The 22,941-nt window shown below is 71.9% G+C and carries 22 protein-coding genes; 21 read left to right on the top strand and 1 reads right to left on the bottom strand.

The features are described 5' to 3' along the window. Positions 1-53: 53 nt before the first annotated feature. Positions 54-995, top strand: coding sequence for a ScbA/BarX family gamma-butyrolactone biosynthesis protein (locus tag IPT68_RS15535; protein WP_228040481.1), 942 nt, complete (start codon positions 54-56; stop codon positions 993-995). A gap of 544 nt (positions 996-1,539) precedes the next feature. On the opposite strand, the gene IPT68_RS15530 is transcribed toward IPT68_RS15535, so the two are convergent. Beyond that, a complete protein-coding gene (locus IPT68_RS15530) occupies positions 1,540-2,340 on the bottom strand; it encodes a response regulator transcription factor (RefSeq protein ID WP_189701636.1) in 801 nt (266 codons plus the stop codon). A 482-nt stretch (positions 2,341-2,822) separates the two neighbouring features. Between IPT68_RS15530 and IPT68_RS15525 the strand changes: the two genes are divergently transcribed. From IPT68_RS15525 to IPT68_RS15430, 20 genes are all read left to right on the top strand, one after another. Beyond that, on the top strand, positions 2,823-3,341 hold the full coding sequence (locus tag IPT68_RS15525; RefSeq protein ID WP_228040479.1) for a hypothetical protein: 519 nt from the start codon (positions 2,823-2,825) through the stop codon (positions 3,339-3,341). Further along, positions 3,338-3,529: a hypothetical protein gene (locus IPT68_RS15520; RefSeq protein ID WP_189701699.1), complete on the top strand. Its 192-nt coding sequence runs from the start codon at positions 3,338-3,340 to the stop codon at positions 3,527-3,529. The genes IPT68_RS15525 and IPT68_RS15520 overlap by 4 nt, the downstream gene beginning before the upstream one ends. A 329-nt stretch (positions 3,530-3,858) precedes the next feature. Beyond that, positions 3,859-4,230 (top strand): dehydrogenase, encoded by a 372-nt coding sequence (locus IPT68_RS15515; RefSeq protein WP_228040477.1) that lies wholly within the window; start codon positions 3,859-3,861, stop codon positions 4,228-4,230. Beyond that, positions 4,227-4,787, top strand: coding sequence for a nuclear transport factor 2 family protein (locus tag IPT68_RS15510; protein WP_189701634.1), 561 nt, complete (start codon positions 4,227-4,229; stop codon positions 4,785-4,787). The genes IPT68_RS15515 and IPT68_RS15510 overlap by 4 nt, the downstream gene beginning before the upstream one ends. A gap of 3 nt (positions 4,788-4,790) precedes the next feature. After that, complete coding sequence (locus IPT68_RS15505) at positions 4,791-5,282, top strand: ester cyclase (protein ID WP_189701633.1); 492 nt, start codon at positions 4,791-4,793, stop codon at positions 5,280-5,282. 101 nt (positions 5,283-5,383) lie between these two features. Then, positions 5,384-5,788, top strand: a complete 405-nt coding sequence (locus IPT68_RS15500; protein WP_189701632.1) for a nitroreductase family deazaflavin-dependent oxidoreductase — start codon at positions 5,384-5,386, stop codon at positions 5,786-5,788. Then, positions 5,785-6,375, top strand: coding sequence for an NADPH-dependent FMN reductase (locus IPT68_RS15495; protein ID WP_189701631.1), 591 nt, complete (start codon positions 5,785-5,787; stop codon positions 6,373-6,375). Before IPT68_RS15500 ends, IPT68_RS15495 begins: the two co-directional genes overlap by 4 nt. Before the next feature lie 102 nt (positions 6,376-6,477). Beyond that, positions 6,478-7,782: a cation:proton antiporter gene (locus IPT68_RS15490; protein ID WP_189701630.1), complete on the top strand. Its 1,305-nt coding sequence runs from the start codon at positions 6,478-6,480 to the stop codon at positions 7,780-7,782. Positions 7,783-7,956: 174 nt separating this feature from the next. Continuing rightward, positions 7,957-8,616, top strand: a complete 660-nt coding sequence (locus IPT68_RS15485; RefSeq protein ID WP_189701629.1) for a hemerythrin domain-containing protein — start codon at positions 7,957-7,959, stop codon at positions 8,614-8,616. Between the two features lie 95 nt (positions 8,617-8,711). Further along, positions 8,712-10,184, top strand: a complete 1,473-nt coding sequence (locus IPT68_RS15480) for an MFS transporter (protein ID WP_189701628.1) — start codon at positions 8,712-8,714, stop codon at positions 10,182-10,184. Between the two features lie 87 nt (positions 10,185-10,271). Further along, the gene (locus IPT68_RS15475; RefSeq protein WP_228040475.1) at positions 10,272-11,357 is read left to right on the top strand and encodes a methyltransferase; all 1,086 of its coding nucleotides are present in this window, start codon (positions 10,272-10,274) and stop codon (positions 11,355-11,357) included. 105 nt (positions 11,358-11,462) lie between these two features. Next, positions 11,463-12,425: a MarR family winged helix-turn-helix transcriptional regulator gene (locus IPT68_RS15470; protein WP_189701627.1), complete on the top strand. Its 963-nt coding sequence runs from the start codon at positions 11,463-11,465 to the stop codon at positions 12,423-12,425. Positions 12,426-12,550: 125 nt separating this feature from the next. After that, positions 12,551-14,263, top strand: coding sequence for an NAD(P)/FAD-dependent oxidoreductase (locus tag IPT68_RS15465; protein ID WP_189701626.1), 1,713 nt, complete (start codon positions 12,551-12,553; stop codon positions 14,261-14,263). A gap of 42 nt (positions 14,264-14,305) precedes the next feature. Next, positions 14,306-14,881, top strand: coding sequence for a flavin reductase family protein (locus IPT68_RS15460; RefSeq protein ID WP_189701625.1), 576 nt, complete (start codon positions 14,306-14,308; stop codon positions 14,879-14,881). A gap of 1 nt (position 14,882) precedes the next feature. Next, positions 14,883-16,667: an acetyl/propionyl/methylcrotonyl-CoA carboxylase subunit alpha gene (locus IPT68_RS15455; RefSeq protein ID WP_194074095.1), complete on the top strand. Its 1,785-nt coding sequence runs from the start codon at positions 14,883-14,885 to the stop codon at positions 16,665-16,667. Between the two features lie 4 nt (positions 16,668-16,671). Beyond that, complete coding sequence (locus IPT68_RS15450; RefSeq protein WP_189700484.1) at positions 16,672-17,631, top strand: questin oxidase family protein; 960 nt, start codon at positions 16,672-16,674, stop codon at positions 17,629-17,631. Between the two features lie 88 nt (positions 17,632-17,719). Then, the gene (locus tag IPT68_RS15445) at positions 17,720-19,189 is read left to right on the top strand and encodes an FAD-dependent monooxygenase (RefSeq protein WP_189700483.1); all 1,470 of its coding nucleotides are present in this window, start codon (positions 17,720-17,722) and stop codon (positions 19,187-19,189) included. Between the two features lie 343 nt (positions 19,190-19,532). Beyond that, a complete protein-coding gene (locus IPT68_RS15440; RefSeq protein WP_189700482.1) occupies positions 19,533-19,862 on the top strand; it encodes a TcmI family type II polyketide cyclase in 330 nt (109 codons plus the stop codon). After that, the gene (locus IPT68_RS15435; RefSeq protein WP_189700481.1) at positions 19,859-21,130 is read left to right on the top strand and encodes a beta-ketoacyl-[acyl-carrier-protein] synthase family protein; all 1,272 of its coding nucleotides are present in this window, start codon (positions 19,859-19,861) and stop codon (positions 21,128-21,130) included. The genes IPT68_RS15440 and IPT68_RS15435 overlap by 4 nt, the downstream gene beginning before the upstream one ends. Continuing rightward, positions 21,127-22,347, top strand: a complete 1,221-nt coding sequence (locus IPT68_RS15430) for a ketosynthase chain-length factor (protein WP_189700480.1) — start codon at positions 21,127-21,129, stop codon at positions 22,345-22,347. The genes IPT68_RS15435 and IPT68_RS15430 overlap by 4 nt, the downstream gene beginning before the upstream one ends. Positions 22,348-22,941 lie beyond the last annotated feature (594 nt).

The following is a 22,941-nucleotide window of genomic DNA, read 5'->3' as shown; positions in this document are numbered from 1 at the left end:
GCCTCAGGAGGCACACGATGAGTGCACTTGTGCAAGCCGACCGACTGGAATTTGTGACTCTCGAAAACGGGGAGGTCGACCTCTTCGAGCGCACGGTGCCGCGCTGGCTGGTGCACCGCGCGGCGGTCTCGGAGGTTCTCATCACGGGAGTCCGGCCCCACAGACGGGACGTGTACCGGGTGGGTGCCCAGTGGGCGCGCGGTCACAGCTACTACGGCCCGATCGGGGGGCGCTGGCACGACCCGATGCTGCTCGGAGAATCGATACGTCAGGCCGGGCTGCTCCTGGCCCACCAGGCGCTCGGCATCCCGCAGGGCCAGGCGTTCCTCACCAAGAGCACGTCGTTCGAGATCACCGAGGAGGGGGCCCGCCTGGCCGGGGCGCCGGCCAACGTGGTGCTCGAAGTGACGCTCAAGGACATCCGCTGCCGGCGGGAGCACGTCGCGTCCTTCGCCTGCGACGTCCTCGCCCACCGGGACGGCACGCTCATCGGCCACGGGTACGCAGCCACCGACTGCGTCGCCCCGGCGGTGTACCGCAGGCTGCGCGGGGAGCGGGCCGAGACCCGTCCGGCGGGCACGCCGGCCCCGGCGGTGGCGCCGGAACTGGTGGGCCGCACCCGGGAGTTCGACGTCGTGCTGGGCGTGCCGGGCGGGGAGGCCGGCAACGACCAGGGCGTGCACCTGCTGCGCGTCGACGCCACTCACCCGGTGCTGTTCGACCACCCGGTGGACCATGTGCCGGGCATGCTCGTCATGGAGGCCGCCCGGCAGGCGGCGCTGGCCCGCCTCGGGCTGCCGCACGGCCTGTTGGTCGGGTGCGACGCCTCGTTCCACCGGTACGTCGAACTGGACCTGCCCTGCGTGGTGTCGGCCTCCGAGCCGACGGTGGGCGAACTGGGCCGGCGCAGCCTGACCGTGGAGTTCCATCAGGGCGGCTCCGTGGCCGGCGTCTGCACGGTCACGGTCCTGGACACCGAGGCGCCGGACGCCTGAGCGACGGCGACCGTGCCCCCTTTCCGCGGAGGCGGTGAGGGGGCACTGCCATGTGTGTCGGGGCGGTGTCCGCCGGGGCGTGCGGGTGCCGTGGGGGCGTTGGAGGGCGATCGCCGTGACGCCGGGGGCGATCGGGGGTTCGAGGGCCGTGGCGCTGGGGGAGGTTGGGGGTTCGAGCGCCGTGGTGCCGGGACGTTCGCGGGGTTTGGCTGCCGTGTCGTAGGGGCGCCGTGGGCTCCACTGCCGTGCTGCCCGGGGAGTCGTGAGGTTCGACCACCGTGCTGCGGAGAGGCGTCCGCCGGACAGGGCCCCGTGCCGGGCGGCGTTGGCGTACGGACCCTGCCGTGCACGGCGGTGTCCCCGTGCCGCGCGCGGCGTCACCGGGGCCGCCGGGGGCTGATCCGCGCTGGTCCGCGGAGAGCGGTCGTGACGGTAGGGGCCCGTGCGGAGCCTCAGCGTTGCGGGGGACGGTGGTGGCCGGCGGAGCCCCCGCGCCTCGGCGGTCCGCGGCGAACCGTCGCGCCGGAGAAGCCCGCGCGCAGCCTCAGCCGCCCGTTCGCTCCGCCGTCTGCCGCACCGGCGTCAGTGCCTTCGGTGGCACCACCAGGCGGTAGCCGATGCCGCGCACCGTCTCGATCCACTCGCGGTTGCCCAACTTGCCGCGCAGGGAGCCGACGTGGACGTCGAGCGTGCGGGTGGAGCCGAACCAGTTCTCGTCCCAGACCTGGGCCATGATGTCCTGCCGCCGGTGCACCGTGCCGGGCTCCTCCATGAGCAGCGCCAGCAGGTCGAACTCCCGCCGGGTGACCGGGATCCTCTCGCCGTGCAGGGCGACCGTGCGGGTGCGCAGGTCGAGGTCCAGCGGACCGGCGCTGAGGGTGTCACGGGGCGCCGGTACGGCGGACTCGGCGGACGCGGCGGACGTGCCGGCGGGCACGCCCCGGTCCCGGGTCGCCGGCTCCGTGCGGTGCGCCTCGTGCCAGGGGCAGTTGCCGGTACGCCGGAACAGCGCCTGGATGCGGGCGATCAGTTCGTAGGAGCCCACCGGCTTGTACGCGAACGCGTCCGCGCCCATGTGGAACGCCATCACCCGGTCCAGTTCCTCGGCCCGGTCGCTCATCGCGAGGATCGGCACGCACGACCTCTCCCGGATGCGCCGGCACACCTCGTGCCCGGCCAGGTCCGGCAGGCTCAGTTCGAGCAGGACGAGCGAGACGTCGTCCAGCAGGTCCAGCGCGTCGGCCCCGGTCGCGGCCCGCTGCGGCACGAAGCCGTGCACGGTCAGGGCCTGCGCGAGCGATTCGGCCACGCCGTCATCGTCATCGACGATCAGAACGGTCCTCATCGGTGTCTCCCAGCGCCGTGGCCCGCCCGCGCCGGAGTGGTCCGCCGCGGGTCTGAAGGGGTCTAAAAAAACTGGTCGAACGGTATCTTCTGCTATGTTTATCAAAAGGCTCGGTCAGTGTTCAAGCCTTGCCGGGGGCTGCCGGCCCCGCCCCGACCGCGGAACCCACCCCTCCGGGGCCGCTGTTGGGCGGAACGGTGAACTCCGCCCCCTGCGCGTGGTGCGTTCAGGCCATCTCACACTGCCCTGACGGTCCGTTCACACAACTGCAGATGCTTGCCGAAACCCTGAACGGACCTGCGTTGAAGCGCGTCGGGGCGGCCGCGAGCATGGAGGAAGTCTCAGGAGAACCCAGAGATTCGGGGGATCGGATGCACGAGGTTCGGCAACTCGCCGACGATCACAGGAGCAGGGACTGCGTTCCCCTGTGCGGTCGGATCTGCGCCAAGTGCGTGGGCCGGCTGCACCGGGAGTTACGTACCTTGCTCGAACTCTACGAAGAGAGCGACCAGGCCCTCACCCCGGCCCCGCCGCGGCTGCGCGAGCGGGTCAGCGGCAGCCGGAGCACCGTGGGCATCGTGCTGGACGACAGCGCGGTGGCGCTGCGCGCTCAGGTCACTGACGTACTCGCCCAGTGGGCGCGGCTCGTGGTGGACGAGCGGCGGGACCGGGCTCCCCGGCCCCGCGAGCCCCGGGTGGACAGCCTGGTGCGGTTTCTGCAGAAGCAGCTGCCGTGGCTGGCCGGTCACCCCGCGGCCGTCGACTTCGACGAGGAGGTCGCCGAACTGCTCACCGCCTTCGGCAAGCTGTTCGGTCCGGGGCGGGTGCGCAGGTTCCCGCTCGGCTCCTGCCTGGAGCCGGGGTGCGACGGGACGCTGCACGGGGTGATGTCCGCGGGCGGCGGCCGGGTTCCCAGCCATGTCGCCTGCGACGCCGGGCACGCGCTGCCACCGCACCAGTGGATGCGCGTGGCGGACCGGCTGGAGGGTGAGGTCGCGTGACGGAGCAGGAGAACCGGAGGCGGCGGAGGGTCCCGACGGAACTGGCCGCCCTCGCGATGGGGGTGTCCGAGGCCACCATCCGCAAGTGGGCGAGCCGCCGGAAGATCACCCGGTACGGCGGCCCGCAGCGGGCGGAGTACGACCTGGACGAACTGTTCCGGGTGGCCCGACGCGACGAATTCCAGTAATTCCCGATCTTCGGCAACGGCGCCGTGGAATAGGGCTTCGCAATTACCGACCGGATCATTGAGGACCATCACCAGGAAAAACGCGGATCCGTGCGGGGATCCCGTTGAGCAGCTCCCACGGCCACCCCCCCAGGCCGTGGGAGCTGCTTCTTTCCCGTTCACCGGTGATTCACCAAGTTGCTGCGGAAAGGCTGGAGTTGACGAAGCTCGGGCCAAGGTGTCACACTCTTTCCGGCGGCTTCATGCCCTGATTCGAAATCCGTGTCCACGTCGGTGTTCCCGACCTGGATGCGGATTTTTTGTTTCCCCGACTAGAGGAAGTGTGGTCGATGCCTGTATCTACCTGGACGCCCGTCGGTCGCTGGACGGGTACGGTCACGCACGACGGCGAGGTGGACGACTACACGGTCACCTTCGAGCCGGACGGTTCGCTCTCGGTCACGACGAAGAAGAGCACCGGAACCGGCTCCTGGACCGTCACCGGCGACACCGAGCTGGAGTTCTCGCTGCGCGAGGACTTCAACCTCGACGTCACCCAGATCAGCCCCAACGGCCACCGCGCCGCCTACATCCGGATCGACATCACCGCACGCCACGACGGTGACACGCTCACCGGTGAGGGCAAGGCCGTCGTGCACGGTCCGGACGACGTCGTCATCTACGGCACGGACGCCACGACCGAAGCGCGCCGGGTGTCATGACCCGGCCGCAGGCGGCGGATCCGGCCGCCCTGGCCGCCGAGGTCGCCCGGCTGGCCGACCTCGCCGAGCTGCAGAAGCTCGCCGGCCGCTACCTGGCCAGCCTCGACGAGGGCGACTTCGGCGAGGCCTGGGCCAAGTCCCTGTTCACCGAGGACATCGAGATGACCTTCCCGGTGGGCAGCCACCGGGGCATCACCGGTGTCGGCGATTTCACCACCGAGATCATGGCGCGCTGGGGCCGGACGCACCACCACGGCTCCGACAGCTCGGTCGACCTCGACGGCGACCGGGCGGAGCTCGGCTGGAGCCTGATCGCGTCCCACGTGCACCACGGCTCGCCCGTGCCGCCGGACCCCTCCGAGTACTTCCAGCTCGGCGGCCGGTTCACCGGCAGGGCCCGGCGTACGCCGGACGGCTGGCGCTTCGACCGGCTGCGGCTGCGCATCGTGTGGACCACGGGAGCCGTGCCCAGGGGCGTGACCCAGGTCGACCGCACGACGCTCGACACGCGCGGGAACACCCCCGCGACCGCATCAGCAGTGACGAAGGAGAACTGACGCATGCCCACCACGCTCACCGCCGAGCAGCAGCGGGAAGTCATCGAGAAGGTCTTCCACGAGGGCCTGGACCTCGGCGACCTCTCGGCTGCCGACCGCTACCTGACCGCGGACTTCCGCAATCACGGCAGCCACGACGACTCCATGCGCGGTCCGGAGGCGTTCAAGCACACCATCAAGATCCAGCAGTCCGCCTTCAGCGACATCCGCTACGAGATCCTCGACTTCATCTCGATGGGCGACAAGGCCGCGATCCGCTGGGTGATGCACGGCAAGCACACCGGCCCGTTCATCGGCATCCCGCCGACCGGCCTGCAGGTGCAGCACCAGGCGATCATCTGGTTCCGCTTCGAGGGCGACCGGATCGCCGAGCGCTGGGGCATCGTCGACAACTTCAGCCTGGAGCGCTTCCTGAAGTCCGGCGGCAAGCCCGTCGGCCCGCTGACCCCGGCCGGCGCGAACGGCGGCCCCGGCGCGGGCAAGCCCGCCGCCTGACCCCCACGCCCGGATCCGGGACGGGCGCCGGCCGTCGACGAACGGACCGGCGCCCGCCCGGCGTTCGGCGGCGACCGACAGACCAGAGGGAGGGAAGATCCGTGCCGATCGACAGAAAAGTGGCCCGCTTCAACCGGAAGTTCGCCAACCACCTGGTGGGCCCACTGTTCAGCCGGCTGCCCGGGTTCGGGAAGGTGCACCACCGCGGCCGCAAGTCGGGGCGCGAGTTCGCCACGCCGGTGAAGCTGTTCCGGCGCGGCGAGGACATCGTCATCACACTGCCGTACGGACCCGGCTCCGACTGGGTCAAGAACGTGCTGGCGGCGGGCGGTTGCGAGATCACCACCCGGGGCCGGCGCATCCAGGTCGCCAACCCGGTCGTCTTCACCGACGACGGCACCACGAAGATGCCGGCCCTCACCCGCCGCATCCTGTCCCGGGTCGACGCCCAGGAGTTCCTGGCGCTGACGCCGGTGACCGCGCCGAGTTCGGCGGGACGGCGATGAGCACGCCCGGACTGGTGACCCGCCCGGTGCGGGTCACGCTGCTCGTCGGCTCGGCCCGGGACGGACGGCTCGCGCCGGACGTCGCGGGCTGGTTCGCGCGGACGGCCTCGCGCCGCGACGACCTGGTGCTGGACGTCGTCGACGTGGCCGAGCACCTGCTGCCCGCGAGCCTCGCCGAGGACGACCCGACGGCGGCGGCGCTGCGCCCCCGGCTGACCGGGGCCGAGGCGTACGTCGTGGTCGTACCGGAGTACAACCGCAGCGTCCCCGGCCCGCTGAAGACCCTCATCGACAGCTTCCAGCCCGAGTGGCAGGCCAAGCCGGTCGGCTTCGTCGGCTACGGGCTGGGCACGGCCGGCGGGGTGCGCGCGATCGAGCATCTGCGGCAGATCTTCGCCGAGTTCCACTGCGTGGGGATGAAGGACGTCGTCACCTTCCCCAGGATCCTCGAGCACTACGACGCCGAGGGCCGCTTCCCCGCCGATCCCGAGGGCGCGGAGTCCGCGGCCAAGCTCATGCTCGACCAGCTGCTGTGGTGGGCCCGCGCGCTGCGGGAGGCGAAGGCGGCACGGCCGTACGGCTCCTGAGGCAGCGCCGGCCGAGCGGCGAGGCGCCCCGCGTCGCCGTACCACCACCCCTCCAGGACATCCGCGCGCTTCCCCCTACCCACCCCCCAGGAGAGACGTGTGATGGCAGCTGTCCCCGATCCCCTTCCCGATCTGTTGGTCGCCCTCCCGGCGGTGATCCTCGCGTGCCGGGCCGGTGCCCAGCTCCTCGGGCGGCTCGGTCAGCCGCCGGTGGTCGGCGAGATCGTCGTCGGCATCCTGTTCGGCCCGTCGCTGCTCGGCTGGCTCTGGCCCGAGGCACAGGCGTGGCTCTTCCCGCAGTCCGTCCTGCCGTACATCGGCGTACTGGGCAACGTCGGGCTGCTCGCGTTCATGTTCCTCGTGGGCCTCGAACTCGACCTGAAGTCGCTGCGCGGGCACAGCAGAACGGCGGTCGTGGTCTCCCAGGCCAGCATCGCCGTCCCCCTGCTGCTCGGCACCCTGCTCGCGTTCGGCATGTACGGCGACTTCGCCCCCGAGGACACCGAGAAGGCGGCGTTCGTGCTGTTCATCGCCGTGTCGATGAGCATCACCGCGTTCCCCGTGCTGGCCCGCATCCTCACCGACCGCGGCCTGTACCGCACCCCGGTCGGCGCGCTCGCCATGGCCTGCGCGGCCGTCGACGACGTCACCGCGTGGTGCCTGCTGGCGGCCGTGGTGGCGGTGGCGAACAGCGGCGCCCCGATGGAGGCGGTCACGACGGCCCTGCTGGCCGTGGCCTTCACGCTGGTCATGTTCTCCGTCGTGCGCCCGCTGCTGCGCCGGTGGGCCGCGCGCGCCGACCGCCGCAGCGGTGACGCCGTGGTGCTGGTGGTGCTGTTCAGCGGGCTGTGCCTGGGCGCGTACGCCACCGACCGGATCGGTGTGCACGCGCTGTTCGGCGCGTTCCTGTTCGGCGTGGTCACCCCGCGCGGCAGCCGGCGGATCGAGGCGACCGCGGCCCGGGTGCACGCCTTCACCGTGCCCGTGCTGCTGCCGCTGTTCTTCGTCAGCACCGGCCTGAAGACGGACGTCTCGCTGCTCGCGGGGGAGTCGGCGCAGTGGCTGTGGGCCGGCGCCGTGCTCGCCGTGGCGGTGCTCGGCAAGTGGGGCGGCGGCTCGGTCGCGGCCCGGCTGTCGGGCCAGGGATGGCGGGACGCGTTGTCGGTCGGCGCGCTGATGAACTGCCGCGGCCTGACCGAACTGGTCGTGCTCAACATCGGCCTCGGCCTCGGGGTCATCGGACCCGACCTGTTCACGATCCTGGTGCTCATGGCCCTGCTCACCACGGCCATGACGGCACCCGCGCTGAACCTGATCCGCCGGGGCGTGGACGATCCCCGGCCCGTGGACACCACAACCGGCCAAGGTTCCGAGGAACCCGCCCTGGAGTCCGCAGGGACCCGCTGACCAGCGCTTTCTCATCGGCGTCTGCAATGAGCAGTTCATGCCACCCCATCGCTTGGACGGCTGATGGTTGGCTGATTGCTAGTTGGGTCATTGATAGATAAGCAAGTTGACGATACTCTCGCACTACGCCGACGCAGTACGGCACACGGCAGTGAGGCACTGAGGGAGACAGTGATGAGCCAGGAGTTCAAGAACCACGACATGACGATGATGTTCGCGATCCACGACGCCCTCCGGCGCGAGCTGGAGCGGATCGCGCGGATCACGGCGCGGGTCGACGAGGACCCCCGTCACGTCCTGAGCACCGCGGTCGGCTGGGAGCTGTTCAAGAAGTTCCTGACCATCCACCACACGTCGGAGGACGTGACGGTGTGGCCGGTGATGCAGAAGGCCCTGGCCGACAAGCCGGACGAGCTGGCCCTGCTGGACGCCATGGAGGCCGAGCACGCGGTGATCGACCCGCTGCTGGCCGACATCGACGCGGCCCTCGCCGACCGGGACTCCGGTCCGGAGCGCCTGGGCGGCCTGACCGACCAGCTGTACACCAGCCTCAGCGGCCACCTCGACCACGAGGAGCGGGACGCGCTGATCCTGATGGACATCACGATGACCAAGGACGAGTGGGCCGCCTTCAGCACCGAGCAGCGCACCCGCGTCGGCGACGACTCCCGCTACTACCTGCCCTGGCTGCTCGACGACATGGACGCCGTCAAGCTCGCCGGAATCCTGCACAAGATGCCCGAGCAGCTGAAGAACGCCTACGAGACCGAGTGGCGCGCCGCCTACGAGGCGCTGGACATCTGGGGCACCAAGGCCCGCTCCGCCGCCCGCTGACACAGGGCTTCCACGCCCGTGGGCGCTTCCGCTTTCCCGCATCCCGGGCCCCCGTCGCAACCCCCCCCTCACCCCAGAGACATCGGAGAGAGCTCATGTCGCTGCAAGACCGCACCCAGGCCGTCCCCAGGGCCGCGGCACCGCCGCAGAAGGACGGCAAGCTCGGCCTCGCGCTGCTGGTGATCGCCGCAGCGCAGCTGATGCTCGTCCTGGACAACACGATCGTGGCGGTGGCGCTGCCGAGCATGCAGAGCGCCCTCGGCCTCAGCGAGGCCGGCCTCGGCTGGGTCGTCACCGCCTACGCCCTGGCCTTCGGCGGACTGCTGCTGGCCGGTGGCCGCGCCGGTGACCTGTTCGGCCGTCGGCTGGTGTTCCGGATCGGCCTGATCATCTTCACCGCCGCCTCCCTGCTGGGCGGTCTGGCCACCACCGGCGAACTGCTGATCACCGCCCGGCTGCTGCAGGGTCTGGGCGCCGCCATCGCCGCGCCGACCGCGCTGTCCCTGCTGGCCACTACCTTCCCGGCGGGCCCGGCCCGCAACAAGGCGCTCGGTGTGTACGGCGCGATGGGCGGCCTCGGCTCGGTGGTCGGCCTGCTGCTCGGTGGGGCGCTGACCGAGTACCTGAACTGGCGCTGGGTCATGTTCGTCAACATCCCGATCGCCCTCGCCGTCCTGATCGGCACCGGTGTCCTCGTCGAGGGCGGCCGTGAGCGCGGCAAGGTCGACGTGCCGGGTGCCTTCACCGCCACCTTCGGCTTCGGCGCCCTGGTCTACGGCATCACGCGCGCCGGTGAGGAGGGCCTCGACGACACCAACACGCTGATCTCCCTCGGTGTCGCGCTGGTCCTGCTGATCACCTTCGTGGCCATCCAGCGCACCGCGCAGGCGCCGATGATCCCCGGCGGCGTGCTGGCCGACAAGGGCCGCGTGGGCGCCAACCTGGTGATGTTCCTGGTCGGCGCCGGCATGCTCGCCACCTTCTACTTCCTGACCCTCTACATGCAGGTCGTCAAGGGCTACGACCCGATGGTCACCGGCGTCGCCTACCTGCCGTACGCGGTGGGCATGCTGCTCGCGGCCGGCGGCCTCGGCCCGCAGCTGCTGGCTCGGCTGTCCGAGCGCACGGTGATCTCCGTCGGTCTGACCGTCGGCATCCTGGGCATGGTCTGGTTCAGCCTGCTGGCGCCGGGCCAGAACCCCTGGGTCGCGCTGCTGCCCGCACAGCTGGTCTCCGGCCTCGGCCTCGGCATGGTGTTCGTGGCCGTCACCATCATCAGCGTCCGCGGGGTCGCGCCGCAGGAGACCGGTGCCGCGTCCGGCCTGGTCAACACCGCCCAGCAGATCGGTGGGGCGATCGGCCTCGCGGCGCTGGCCGCGGCGGCGACCGTGATCACGCAGAACGAGTCCGAGCCCACCTCGTCCGACGCACTGACCACCGGCTACTCGTACGGCTTCCTGCTCGGTGGCGGTCTCTACCTGCTGGCCCTGCTGACGGCGCTGATCACCGCGCCGAAGTCGGCGCCCCAGCCGCAGCAGGACGGGGCTCAGCCCCCCGTGGCGCTGTGACGCACTCCGGCGGCCCCGCCCCTTCCCCCGCGGCGGGGCCGCCGGTTCCCCCCCCACACGCACCCAAGCCCGGAAAGAGGCGCCGAGATGCCCCACCTCTCGCGGAACGCACAGGCCGAGCAGACGAACGAGGGAGCGGAGATCCTCATGTCGAACAGCGATCCGGAGAACCGTTCCCTCGCGGTGTGGGAGCTCGCCGACCTCGTGACGCCCATGGCCGTGCGCGTCGCCGCCACCTACCGGGTCGCCGACCACATCGCCGCCGGCCGCGTCACCGCCGATGACATCGCCCGGGCCGAGCAACTGAACGCCGGAGCGCTGGAGCGGGTCCTGCGGCATCTCGTCACCGTCGGCGTCCTCACCCCGGGCGGCGGGACGTACGGGCTGACCGGCCTCGGGGAGCAATTGCGCAGCGACCACCCCGACGGCCAGCACCGGCTCGTCGACCTCGACGGAGCTCTGGGCCGCGGTGACCTCAGCCTCGTCGAACTGGCCCATGTGGTGCGCACCGGTGAACCCGCGTACCCCGTCCGCTACGGCATGCCCTACTGGGAGGACCTGGCCGCCGACCGGGCGCTGGCCGCGTCCTTCGACGCGATCATGGCCGACAACCTGGCCCGGGACGTGCCCTCGATCGCCGCCGCGTACGACTGGTCCGCACTGGGCCACGTCTACGACCTCGGCGGCGGCAGCGGCGTCCTGCTCGGCGGGCTGCTCACGGCCCATCCGGCACTGCGCGGCACGGTCGTCGACCTCAAGGCCACCGCCGCCCGCGCGGAAGACCACTTCCGGGCGCTCGGCCTTCAGGACCGGGCCGAGGTCGTCGACGGCAGCTTCTTCGACGAACTGCCCGCCGGTGGCGGCGGCTACATCCTCTCCTCCGTCCTGCACAACTGGTCCGACGAGGACGCCCTGCGCATCCTGGGCCGCTGCGCCGACGCCGTCGCGGACGGCGGCCGGATCCTGGTCGTCGAGGAGACCGGCGAGAACCCCGAGACGGCGATGGACCTGAGGATGCTCGCCTACTTCGCCGGAGTGGAACGCGGTGTCGAGGACCTCGCCCGCCTCGCCACCCGGGCGGGCCTCAGGCTCACCGGTGTCTTCCGGGCCGGCGGCCAGGCGGCCCGCGTCCGGTCGGTGCTGGAGCTGGTCCGGGAGGCCGACGCCCACTGAGGATTCCAGACCGCGGTCCACCCGAGGGGACGGCGGGTGGACCGCACCTATACTCGGGCAGGAGGTGCTGTTGTGCGGCGTGCACGCGAAGAGGTCCGGGAACCCGTGAGCCCGGTGGATCCGACGACTCCCCTCACCAGGGCCGAGGAGACCGCCGAGGTCCCGGGAGTGCTCCCGGAGTCGCTCACGGACTACGTCAGCTACCTCCTGCGCCGGGTCCACGCGCAGTTCTCCTCGACCCCCGACGGCACCGACACCGACTCCCGGGACTTCCTCGTCCTCGACGCCCTCACCGGCCAGGACTGGGCGTCCCAGCTCGACCTGGCCGAGCGTCTGGGCATCAACCGCACGATCATGGTGCAGGTCATCGACCGCCTGGAGGCCCGCGGCGAGGTCCGGCGCACCCGCAACCCCGACAACCGGCGCCAGTACGTGCTCTCCCTGACCGACCGGGGCCGTGACGCCCTCGGGGCCATGCGCCGGGCCGTGGCCGAGCGGGACGCGGGCCTGACCGCCGTCCTCACCCCCCAGGAGATCGCCCGGCTCGACGAGCTGCTCACCCGGCTGCTGCCCGAGTCGGCGCAGCCGCTGGTGCAGGGCACCGAGTACCTGGTGGCGCAGGTCCACTTCCGGCTGCGCCGGCACGGCGACGACAAGCTCGCCGGCACGGGGCTGCGCGTCCGCCACTACGGTCCCCTGTCCGCGCTCGTCGCCTCCGGCCCGTGTTCCCAGCAGCAGCTCGCGGAGCACCTCGCGATCACCGGGCCTGCCGTGTCCCAGCTCGTGGACGAACTCGTCGAGCAGGGGCTCGTACGCCGCGGCCGGGACCCGCACGACCGGCGCCGGTACGCGCTCGAGGTGACCGACGAGGGCCGGGAGAAACTCGTCGTCGTCACCGCGGCCGTACAGGAACTCGCCGACGACGTGGCCGCATTGCTCGGTCCCGGCGGCGAGGAGGAACTGCGGACACTGCTGCTGAAACTTCTGCAACCGGCCTCTGATTCCGGCGAGCATTCCGGAAGCGGCCTTTCCGAAAACGCCAAGTCCGCTGTTCCGGCCAGGGGTTGACCCTCTGGCCAAAACCTGTCACGCTTAATTCAGCGGTTACCTCACACCTTTTTCACGGCTCTTCATTCTTCGAATGGAGGGCCTTTTTTCATGCGGTATTCCGCCACCGGAGAAGGAGACAGCTCATGGTCACGAAGATGACCGAAGGCGCGACGGAATCGGCACACATACCCGAGGAGATGACGTTCGACGTCATCATCCTGGGGTCGGGCCTGGCCGGCTCCGTGACCGGCGCGATCCTGGCCAAGCACGGTGCGCGGGTTCTGCTGGTCGACGCGGCCGCCCACCCGCGCTTCGCCGTCGGCGAGTCCATGACCCCGCAGCTCGTGGAGTGGATCCACATCCTCTCCGAGCGGCACGACATCCCCGAGCTGAAGAGCCTGGCCAGCGTCCAGGCCTCCACCCGCGACATCGGCCCGACCTTCGGCACCAAGGCGCACTTCGGCTTCATCAAGCACGAGGTGGGCCAGGAGCCCGACCCGCGGGCGGCCACCCAGCTGGCGCTGCCGAAGATCTTCCACCAGAACAGCCACATGCACCGCCAGGACAGCGACTCGTTCATGTTCCACGTGGCGATCACGTACGGGTGCACGCCCCGGCAGAACTGGCGTGCGAGCGAGGTGGACTTCGACGACGACGGCGTGACCGTCACCGGCAAGAGCGCCGCCCCCGGCGCCCAGCCCGAGCAGTACCGGGCGAAGTACCTGGTCGACGCCTCCGGTTTCCGCTCGCCGCTCGCCGACAAGTTCGACCTGCGGGAGAAGCCGGCCCGCTTCAAGCACCACAGCCGTTCGATGTTCACGCACTACGTCGGCGTCAAGCGGTTCGACGACGTCAGCGGCCACCCCAAGGACCTGCGCCCGCCGGCCGACTGGCACACCGGCACCCTGCACCACATGATCGAGCGCGGCTGGTTCTGGATCATCCCGTTCGACAACCACGACAAGTCCCGCAACCCGCTGTGCAGCGTCGGCCTGACCGTCGACGAGCGCACCTACCCCAAGCCCAAGGACCTCACCCCGGAGCAGGAGTTCCAGCTCTGGCTCGACAAGTACCCGGCGGTCAAGCGCCAGTTCGACGGCGCGACGCGGGTGCGCGAGTGGGTCTCCACCGACCGGCTCCAGTACTCCTCGAAGCAGACCATCGGCGACCGCTGGTGCCTGATGTCGCACGCGGCCGGGTTCATCGACGCGCTGTACTCGCGCGGGCTGTCCAACACCTTCGAGGTGGTGGACGCGCTGACCTCCCGGCTGGTGGTGGCCCTGAAGGACGGCGACTTCTCCGCCGAGCGCTTCGAGTACGTCGAGCGGCTGGAGCAGGGACTGCTCCAGTACAACGACGAGCTGGTCAACAGCTCCTTCATCGCCTTCTCGCACTTCCGCCTGTGGAACGCGGTGTTCCGGGTGTGGGGCTCCTTCATCACTCCGGGCACCATGCGCCTGACCCGGGCCCGCCTGGCCCACGCCCGCGACGGCCGCAAGGAGCACTTCGAGGAGCTGGAGCAGGTCCCGTACCCGGGTCTGTGGTGGCCGCAGTCCGACTCCTTCAAGCGGATCCTGGAGACCACCGCGGAGGCCTGCGAGAAGTACGAGGCGGGCGCGCTCACCGGTGACGAGGCCGCCGACATCATCTTCGCGACCCTGCGCGACTCGCCCATCGTGAACCCGGTCTTCGGCTGGAAGGACGAGAAGCAGCGCTTCATCTACCCGTCGGTGCCGACGATGGCCCGCTTCCTGTTCTGGGCGTCGGTGCAGGCCCCGTCGGAGATGAACAGCGTCGGCCGGGAGTTCCTGCTCGGCATCGTCAAGGCCGGCTCCAAGGTTCGCAAGCTCCTCTGACCCGCGCGGCACACCCACGACACCCCCATGAAAGGGATGAGCATGTCCGCAGCAGCGCGGTCGCTGACCCGCACCCCTGAGCGACAGCCCATCGAGCCGTTGAGCCTGCGCCGCGTGTGCGGCTTGTTCACGACCGGCGTCACGGTGGTCTCCACCGGGCCGAGCGGCCGAGCCGAGGGCACCACCGTCAACTCCTTCACCTCGGTCTCGCTGGAACCCCCGCTCGTGCTGTTCTGCCTGCACAAGCGGTCCCGGCTGCACGGCCTGCTCCAGGAGAGCGGCGGCTTCACCGTGAACTTCCTGTCCGGGCGGCAGCAGCCGCTGGCCCGTCACTTCGCCGGCAAGCGGCCCGACGCGTTCGCGGACGTCCCGCACCACTTCACCGCGGACGGACTGCCGGCGCTCAGCGAGGCCCTGGCCTACATCGCCTGCACCACCGTCGACGTGCACGCGGCCGGCGACCACGACATCGTCATCGGCGAAGTGGTGGAGCTGGGCGTCCCCGGACACGGCCAGGACCCGCTGATCTTCTTCGACGGATCGCTGGGCCCGCTGCAGACCGCGGCCGGCCGGTTCAGCCAGGCCGGCGAGCCCTCGGCACCGGCCCGGGTGTCCTGACATGCGCCGGGTGCTCATCGCCAACCGTGGCGAAATCGCTGTCCGCGTGGCCCGGGCCTGCCGGGACGCCGGGATCGCGAGCGTGGCCGTCTACGCCGACCCGGACCGGGACGCTCTGCATGTCCGCGCCGCGGATGAGGCGTTCGCCCTGGGTGGTGACACCCCCGCGACCAGCTACCTCGACATCGAGAAGGTCTTGAAGGCCGCCCGTGAGTCGGGGGCGGACGCCGTCCATCCGGGCTACGGGTTCCTGTCGGAGAACGCGGAGTTCGCGCAGGCGGTCCTGGACGCGGGGCTGATCTGGATCGGGCCGCCGCCGCAGGCGATCCGTGACCTCGGTGACAAGGTGGCGGCGCGGCACATCGCCCAGCGTGCGGGCGCCCCGCTCGTCGCCGGTACGCCCGATCCGGTGAGCGGCGCGCAGGAGGTCGTGGCCTTCGCCGAGGAGCACGGGCTGCCGATCGCCATCAAGGCCGCCTTCGGCGGTGGCGGACGCGGTCTGAAGGTCGCCCGGACGCTGGAGGAGGTGCCCGAGCTGTACGACTCCGCGGTCCGCGAGGCCGTGGCCGCGTTCGGGCGCGGGGAGTGCTTCGTCGAGCGCTACCTGGACAGGCCCCGGCACGTGGAGACGCAGTGCCTGGCCGACCAGCACGGCAACGTCGTGGTGGTGTCCACGCGGGACTGCTCGTTGCAGCGGCGTCACCAGAAGCTGGTGGAGGAGGCGCCGGCGCCGTTTCTGTCGCAGGCGCAGCGGGACGAGCTGTACGCGGCGTCGAAGGCCATCCTGAAGGAGGCCGGGTACGTCGGTGCGGGCACGGTGGAGTTCCTCGTCGGCCTCGACGGCACGATCTCCTTCCTGGAGGTCAACACCCGTCTGCAGGTGGAGCACCCGGTCACCGAGGAGGTCGCCGGGATCGACCTGGTGCGGGAGATGTTCCGCATCGCCGACGGCGAGGAGCTCGGCTACGGCGACCCGGAGCTGCGCGGTCACTCGTTCGAGTTCCGTATCAACGGCGAGGACCCGGGGCGCAACTTCCTGCCCGCGCCGGGGACGGTGACGCTGTTCGCGCCGCCGTCGGGTCCGGGCGTCCGCCTGGACGCGGGTGTGGAGTCGGGCAGTGTGATCGGCCCGGCGTGGGACTCGCTGCTCGCGAAGCTGATCGTCACCGGCCGTACCCGCAAGGAGGCCCTGCAGCGGGCCGCGCGGGCGCTTGAGGAGTTCCAGGTCGAGGGCATGGCCACGGCCATCCCGTTCCACCGCGCGGTCGTCAGGGACCCGGCCTTCGCCCCCGAGCTGACCGGCTCCACCGACCCGTTCACGGTCCACACCCGCTGGATCGAGACCGAGTTCGTCAACGAGATCAAGCCCTTCACCGCCACCAGTGACCTGGAGGCCGAGGACGAGCCGGGCCGCGAGACCGTCGTCGTGGAGGTCGGCGGCAAGCGCCTGGAGGTGACCCTGCCCGCGTCGCTCGGGCGGCTGCCGGAGCGGCAGCCGATCCTCGTCGGGGCCGGCGCCGCCAGGCCGCGGCGCCGCAGCTCGGGCGGCGGCGCGGGCGCCGGCGTCTCCGGCGACACGCTCACCTCCCCGATGCAGGGGACCGTCGTCAAGGTCGCCGTGGAGGAGGGGCAGCGGGTCGAGCAGGGCGAGCTGGTCGTCGTCCTGGAGGCGATGAAGATGGAGCAGCCGCTCACCGCGCACAAGTCCGGCACCGTCACGGGGCTGGCCACCACGGCGGGGCAGGCCCTGTCCTCCGGTGCCGCCGTCTGCGACATCAAGGACTGATCACGTGGCACTCACCTACACCGACGCCGTGAGCGAGGCACTCCAGCGTCTGCGCGCAGTGGGCTTCGAACACGGCGGGTCCTTCGTCAACCACGCGCCGATGGCCGCGGAGGCACTGGCGCACATGGGATACGCCGACGAGGTGCCCGGCTGGGTCGACCACAACCTGCGCAACCGGGAGTACCACGACGTCCCCCGGCGCCGCTGGGACATCGACCCGGCCGACGAGGCGGACTGGCGTGGCGCGCTCGGGAACTTCTCCCGCGTCGCCGACTGGACCACGCTGTTCGAGCGGGAGCTGACCGGGGCGCCCTGGACCGAGGTGCTGGCCCGCTGGTGGCCCCGGCTGCTGCCCGGCATGTCGGGGATGCTGACGCACGGAGTGATCCGCACCGCGCACGCGGTGCGGGCCGTCGCCGCCGCGGGCGAGGAGAACACGCTCCAACTCGCCGAACTCGCCCAGGGACTCGGCTACTGGGCCGCGCGGCACTCCACCGGCGGCGTCACCGCGGACGGGGCGGCGGGAGACGTCCTGCCGGAGGGGGACGACGGACGCGAGCCGGTCGTCCGGGCGCTGGACGACCTGGTCGCGCAGTACTCCGGGATCTACGCCACCGTCGCCCAGCGGCACCCGATCCCGCTGATCCACGCGGTCACCGGGCCGGCCGCCGTACGGCTCGTCGTCGAGCACCTGCCCGACGAGCAGCGGCTGCCGTCGTACCGGGTCGCCCGGGCCGTCAGCCGCAGGATGCTCGACTGGTTCCACGCCACACCCCGGCCTGCGGCACCGCTGCCCGAGGCGCCGGGCGTGGCCGAGGTGTTCGCCCGGGCCGCCGAGATCGGCGACGAGCACACCATCAAGCTCGCGGAGGTCGCGGTCCGGCACGAGGCGATCGCGCCCGACCCGCGGCACGCCGCCGCCGCCCACGTGGCGAACGAGGGCATCGGCCGCTTCTACCGCTGACCCACCGCCTGCCGATCCCCGACCGTTTCCGAACTCTTGCTGACCCGTTCCTTCCCCGCCCGGAGGGCGGGTTGTCCCGAGGAGTGTCATGGACGCACAAGTCATCGTCGTGGGCGCCGGACCGGCCGGGATGATGCTCGCCGGCGAGCTGCGGCTCGCGGGCGTCGACGTCATCGTGCTGGAGAAACTGGCCAAGCGCACCGGGGAGTCGCGCGGCCTCGGCTTCACCGCCCGCACCATGGAGATCTTCGACCAGCGCGGACTGCTGCCCCGGTTCGGCGACATCGAGGTCAGCAACGTGGGCCACTTCGGTGGCCTGCCGGTCGACTTCGGCGTGCTGGACGGGGCGCACCAGGCCGCCAAGACCATTCCGCAGTCGGTCACCGAGACCGTCCTGGAGGAGTGGTCCACCCAGCTCGGCGCGGACATCCGGCGCCGGCACGAGGTGCTGTCCGTCAAGGAGAAGGAGGACAGCGTCGAGGTGGAGGTGCGCGGGCCCGACGGCGTGCACCGGCTGCGCGCCGAGTACCTGGTCGGCTGCGACGGCGGCCGGTCCACCATCCGCAAGGCCGTCGGCTTCGACTTCCCCGGCACGGCGGCCACGCTGGAGATGTTCCTCGCCGACGTCAAGGGCATCCGGCTGGAGCCCCGGATGATCGGCGAGACCCTGCCCGGCGGCATGGTGATGGTCGGTCCGCTGCCCGGCGGGATCACCCGCCTGATCGTGTGCGAGCGGGGCACCCCGCCGCAGCGCCGGGAGCAGCCGCCGACATGGGAGGAGGTGGCCGCGGCCTGGCAGCGACTGACCGGCGACGACATCTCGCACGCCGAGCCGGTGTGGGTGTCGTCGTTCGGCGACGCGACCCGGCAGGTCACCGAGTACCGCAAAGGACGGGTGTTCCTCGCGGGCGACTCCGCGCACATCCACCTGCCGGCCGGCGGCCAGGGCATGAACACCAGCATCCAGGACTCCGTCAACCTGGGCTGGAAGCTCGGCGCGGTGGTGCGCGGTCGGGCGCCGGAGGCCCTGCTCGACACCTACCACGCCGAGCGGCACCCGGTCGGCGAGCGGCTGCTGATGAACACCCGGGCGCAGGGACTGCTGTTCCTGTCCGGGCCCGAGGTGCAGCCGCTGCGTGACGTGCTGTCCGAGCTGATCCGCTACCCGGAGGTCAGCCGGCACTTCGCCGCGATGGTGTCCGGCCTGGAGATCCGCTACGACCTCGACGGCGGGCCCCACCCGCTGCTCGGCCGCCGGCTGCCCGACGTCAGGCTGACCGGGCACCGGCTGGTCTCCTCCAGCACCGAGGCGCTGCACGCGGGCCGGGGTGTGCTGCTGGACCTGACGGACAACGAGCGGCTGCGCGACCGCGCCTGGGACTGGCAGGACCGCGTCGACATCGTCACGGCCACGCCCGTCCTGCCCGACGGCAGCTCCCTCACCGGCACCACGGCCGTCCTGGTCCGCCCCGACGGCTACGTGGCCTGGGCGGCCCCGGGCAGCCACGCGGACCTCCCGATGGCCCTGGAGCGCTGGTTCGGCCCGGCCCGCGCCTGACGCCCCGACCGCCGCCCGGGCCCGGCCCGCGGTCGGGGCCTCGGCCCGCCGGCCCGGCCCGCGTCCGAGACCTCGGCCACCGCCGGGTTCGGCCCGCGTCCGATGCCCTGGCCGCCGTCCCCGGCCGCAGGACCGACCTGCTTCTCGGGCCTCGGCCACCGGTCGGGCCCGGCCCGATTCCGAGGTCCTGGCCGACGGACCGCCCGTGTGGCCCCGGTCGGCAGCCCCCGGCTTCTCGTCCCGGCCCGGCGCGCCGCCCCGCGCGCCGGGCCCTCGTGTGCCGGCGCCCGCACGCCGTCGTCCGCCCCGCCACCCCTCCGACGTACCGCTGAATGGAGAGATCATGCACAGCACCTTGATCGTCGCCCGGATGGACCCCGGTCACAGCCACGAGGTGGCCCGGCTGTTCAAGGAGTTCGACACCACCGAGATGCCGCATCTGATGGGCACCCGGCGCCGTCAGCTCTTCGCCTACCGCGGCCTGTACTTCCACCTCCAGGACTTCGACACCGACAACGGCGGCGAGCTGATCGAGGCGGCCAAGACCGACCCCCGCTTCGTGCAGATCAGCGAGGACCTCAAGCCGTTCATCGAGGCCTACGACCCGGCGACCTGGCGGTCCCCCGCCGACGCGGTCGCCACGCGCTTCTACGACTGGGAGGGCCGGGCGTGAGCGCCAGGCGAGTGGTCATCACCGGGGTCGGTGTCACGGCCCCCGGTGGTGTCGGCACCAAGAATTTCTGGAACCTGCTCAGCGAGGGACGCACCGCCACCCGCGGCATCACCTTCTTCGACCCCTCCTCCTTCCGCTCCCGCGTCGCCGCGGAGATCGACTTCGACCCGGAGGAGCACGGGCTGAGCCCGCAGGAGATCCGCCGCATGGACCGCGCGGCCCAGCTCGCCGTGGTCACCGCCCGGGAGGCGCTCGCCGACAGCGGCCTGGACCTGACCGGCGCGGACCCGCACCGGGTCGGCGTCACCATCGGCAGCGCGGTCGGCGCCACCATGGGCCTCGACCAGGAGTACCGCGTCGTCAGCGACGGCGGCCGGCTGGACCTGGTCGACCACACCTACGCCGTCCCGCACCTCTACAACTACCTGGTGCCCAGCTCCTTCGCGGCCGAGGTGGCGTGGGCGGTGGGCGCCGAGGGCCCCGCCACCGTGGTCTCCACCGGCTGCACCTCCGGACTTGACTCGGTCGGCCACGCCGCCGAACTGATCCGGGAGGGCTCGGCCTGCGCGGTGGTGGCGGGCGCGACCGACGCCCCCATCTCCCCGATCACCCTGGCCTGCTTCGACGCCATTAAGGCCACCACCCCGCGCAACGACGACCCCGAGCACGCCTCGCGCCCCTTCGACGGGACCCGCAACGGCTTCGTGCTCGGCGAGGGTTCCGCGGTGTTCGTCCTGGAGGAGCTCGAAGGGGCGCTGAAGCGGGGCGCGCACATCTACGCCGAGATCGCCGGCTACGCCTCGCGCTGCAACGCCTTCCACATGACCGGGCTGCGCCCGGACGGCGTGGAGATGGCCGAGGCCATCACGGTCGCGCTGGACGAGGCCCGGCTGAACCCCGAGGACATCGACTACGTCAACGCCCACGGCTCGGGCACCAAGCAGAACGACCGGCACGAGACGGCCGCGTTCAAGAAGAGCCTGGGCGAGCACGCCTACCGGACCCCGGTGTCCTCCATCAAGTCGATGGTCGGGCACTCGCTCGGCGCGATCGGCTCGATCGAGATCGCCGCCTCGGTCCTCGCCATGGAGCACAACGTCGTGCCCCCGACGGCCAACCTGCACACCCCCGACCCGGAGTGCGACCTGGACTACGTGCCCCTGACGGCCCGTGAGCACCGCACCGACGCGGTGCTGACCGTCGGCAGCGGCTTCGGGGGCTTCCAGAGCGCCATGGTGCTCGCCCGACCGGAGAGGAGCGCGGCATGAGCACGGCCGCGACGCGCACCGTCGTCACGGGGATCGGCGTCGCCGCCCCCAACGGCCTCGGCACCACGGACTACTGGGCGGCGACCCGCTCGGGCAAGAGCGGCATCGGCCGCGTCACCCGCTTCGACCCCACCGGTTACCCGGCCAAGCTCGCCGGACAGGTGCCCGGCTTCCACGCCGCCGACCACCTGCCCAGCCGGCTGCTCGCGCAGACCGACCACATGACGCGCCTCGCCCTGGTCGCCACCGACTGGGCGCTGGCCGACGCGGGCGTCAGCCCCGCCGAGCTGCCCGCGTACGACATGGGCGTGGTCACCGCCAGCTCCTCCGGCGGCTTCGAGTTCGGCCAGGGCGAGCTGCAGAAGCTGTGGAGCCAAGGCAGCCAGTACGTCTCGGCGTACCAGTCCTTCGCCTGGTTCTACGCCGTCAACAGCGGCCAGATCTCGATCCGCAACGGCATGAAGGGCCCGAGCGGGGTGCTGGTGTCCGACCAGGCGGGCGGGCTGGACGCGCTCGCCCACGCCCGGCGGCAGATCCGCAAGGGCACCCAGCTGATCGTCTCCGGGTCGATCGACGCCTCGATCTGCCCGTGGGGCTGGGTCGCCCAGCTGGCGAGCGGGCGGCTGTCGCAGGGGGAGGAGCCCGACCGGGCCTACCTGCCCTTCGACGCGGCCGCCGCCGGGCACGTGCCCGGTGAGGGCGGCGCCATCCTGATCCTGGAGTCCGCCGAGGCCGCCGCACGGCGCGGGGTCCGGGTGTACGGAGAGATCGCCGGCCATGGGGCCACCTTCGACCCCGCGCCCGGCGTCGGCCGGCCGCCCGGCCTGCGCAAGGCGATCGAACTCGCCCTCGCCGACGCGGGCGTGGACGCCGGTGACGTGGACGTCGTCTTCGCCGACGGGGCGGCGGTGCCCGAGCTGGACCGGATCGAGGCGGACGCGCTGAACGAGGTGTTCGGGCCGCACGGGGTCATGGTCACCGCCCCCAAGACGATGACCGGGCGCCTGTACTCCGGTGCCGCCCCGCTCGACGTGGCGACGGCCCTGCTTGCCATCCGCGACGGTGTCGTGCCGCCCACCACCAACGTGCGCGCCGACGCCTCCTACGACCTGGACCTGGTCACCGGCGAGGCGCGGGCCACCGAGGTCCGCACCGCGCTGGTCCTGGCCCGCGGCCACGCCGGCTTCAACGCGGCCACGGTCGTCACGGCCGCGTAGCGCCGTCCGGCGGTTCCCCCAGCACGGTCCGGCGGAGCCGACCGTCACGGCAGATCCGCCGCGGGCGCCGGAAACCGCACCCCGCGCTCGCCGCGCGGGGCGCGTGTCCACAGCACCTCAGAGCACGTCTTGCGTGCGCCGCGGGCGCGTCCGTGGCGCGTCCCGAGCCGCGCCCGTGGCGTCCGGCGTTCGCCGCGCGGGCCCGGCCGTGGTGTTTCGAGGCGTGTCCCGCGTTCGTCGCGTGGGCGCGCTCGGTGGCGTTTCGAGGCGTGTCCGGCGTTTGCCGTGTGGGCGTGCCCGTGGTGTTTCGAGGCGTGTCCCGCGTTCGTCGTGTGGGCGTGCCCGTGGTGTTTCGAGGCGTGTCCCGCGTTCGTCGTGTGGGCGTGCCCGTGGTGTTTCGAGGCGTGTCCCGCGTTTCGCCGCGTGGGCCCGCCCGCGGCGTCCCGGGACGCCGGCGTTCGTCGCGGCCCGCCCGCGGAGCCCCGTGCTCGCCGTGCAGGGCTCCCGCCCCCCCCCGAGCGCGCCCGCGTGTCCGGTCCGGTCGTCTCTCCCACGCACCGGGCCGGGCCGCGGGCGTCCGTCCCTTCCCCGTAC

This window comes from Streptomyces chromofuscus, assembly GCF_015160875.1.
Taxonomy (GTDB): domain Bacteria; phylum Actinomycetota; class Actinomycetes; order Streptomycetales; family Streptomycetaceae; genus Streptomyces; species Streptomyces chromofuscus.
Note: the sequence above shows the minus strand (reverse complement) of the source record. Positions and strands in the feature narration are given on the sequence as shown.

Excerpts from the sequence above, each read along its gene's own strand:
- IPT68_RS15530 (WP_189701636.1), bottom strand. The coding sequence starts at position 2,340 with ATGAGGACCGTTCTGATCGTCGATGACGATGACGGCGTGGCCGAATCG.
- IPT68_RS15515 (WP_228040477.1), top strand. The coding sequence starts at position 3,859 with ATGCCTGTATCTACCTGGACGCCCGTCGGTCGCTGGACGGGTACGGTC.
- IPT68_RS15510 (WP_189701634.1), top strand. The coding sequence starts at position 4,227 with ATGACCCGGCCGCAGGCGGCGGATCCGGCCGCCCTGGCCGCCGAGGTC.
- IPT68_RS15505 (WP_189701633.1), top strand. The coding sequence starts at position 4,791 with ATGCCCACCACGCTCACCGCCGAGCAGCAGCGGGAAGTCATCGAGAAG.
- IPT68_RS15495 (WP_189701631.1), top strand. The coding sequence starts at position 5,785 with ATGAGCACGCCCGGACTGGTGACCCGCCCGGTGCGGGTCACGCTGCTC.
- IPT68_RS15490 (WP_189701630.1), top strand. The coding sequence starts at position 6,478 with ATGGCAGCTGTCCCCGATCCCCTTCCCGATCTGTTGGTCGCCCTCCCG.
- IPT68_RS15485 (WP_189701629.1), top strand. The coding sequence starts at position 7,957 with ATGAGCCAGGAGTTCAAGAACCACGACATGACGATGATGTTCGCGATC.
- IPT68_RS15480 (WP_189701628.1), top strand. The coding sequence starts at position 8,712 with ATGTCGCTGCAAGACCGCACCCAGGCCGTCCCCAGGGCCGCGGCACCG.
- IPT68_RS15475 (WP_228040475.1), top strand. The coding sequence starts at position 10,272 with ATGCCCCACCTCTCGCGGAACGCACAGGCCGAGCAGACGAACGAGGGA.
- IPT68_RS15465 (WP_189701626.1), top strand. The coding sequence starts at position 12,551 with ATGGTCACGAAGATGACCGAAGGCGCGACGGAATCGGCACACATACCC.
- IPT68_RS15460 (WP_189701625.1), top strand. The coding sequence starts at position 14,306 with ATGTCCGCAGCAGCGCGGTCGCTGACCCGCACCCCTGAGCGACAGCCC.
- IPT68_RS15455 (WP_194074095.1), top strand. The coding sequence starts at position 14,883 with ATGCGCCGGGTGCTCATCGCCAACCGTGGCGAAATCGCTGTCCGCGTG.
- IPT68_RS15445 (WP_189700483.1), top strand. The coding sequence starts at position 17,720 with ATGGACGCACAAGTCATCGTCGTGGGCGCCGGACCGGCCGGGATGATG.
- IPT68_RS15440 (WP_189700482.1), top strand. The coding sequence starts at position 19,533 with ATGCACAGCACCTTGATCGTCGCCCGGATGGACCCCGGTCACAGCCAC.
- IPT68_RS15430 (WP_189700480.1), top strand. The coding sequence starts at position 21,127 with ATGAGCACGGCCGCGACGCGCACCGTCGTCACGGGGATCGGCGTCGCC.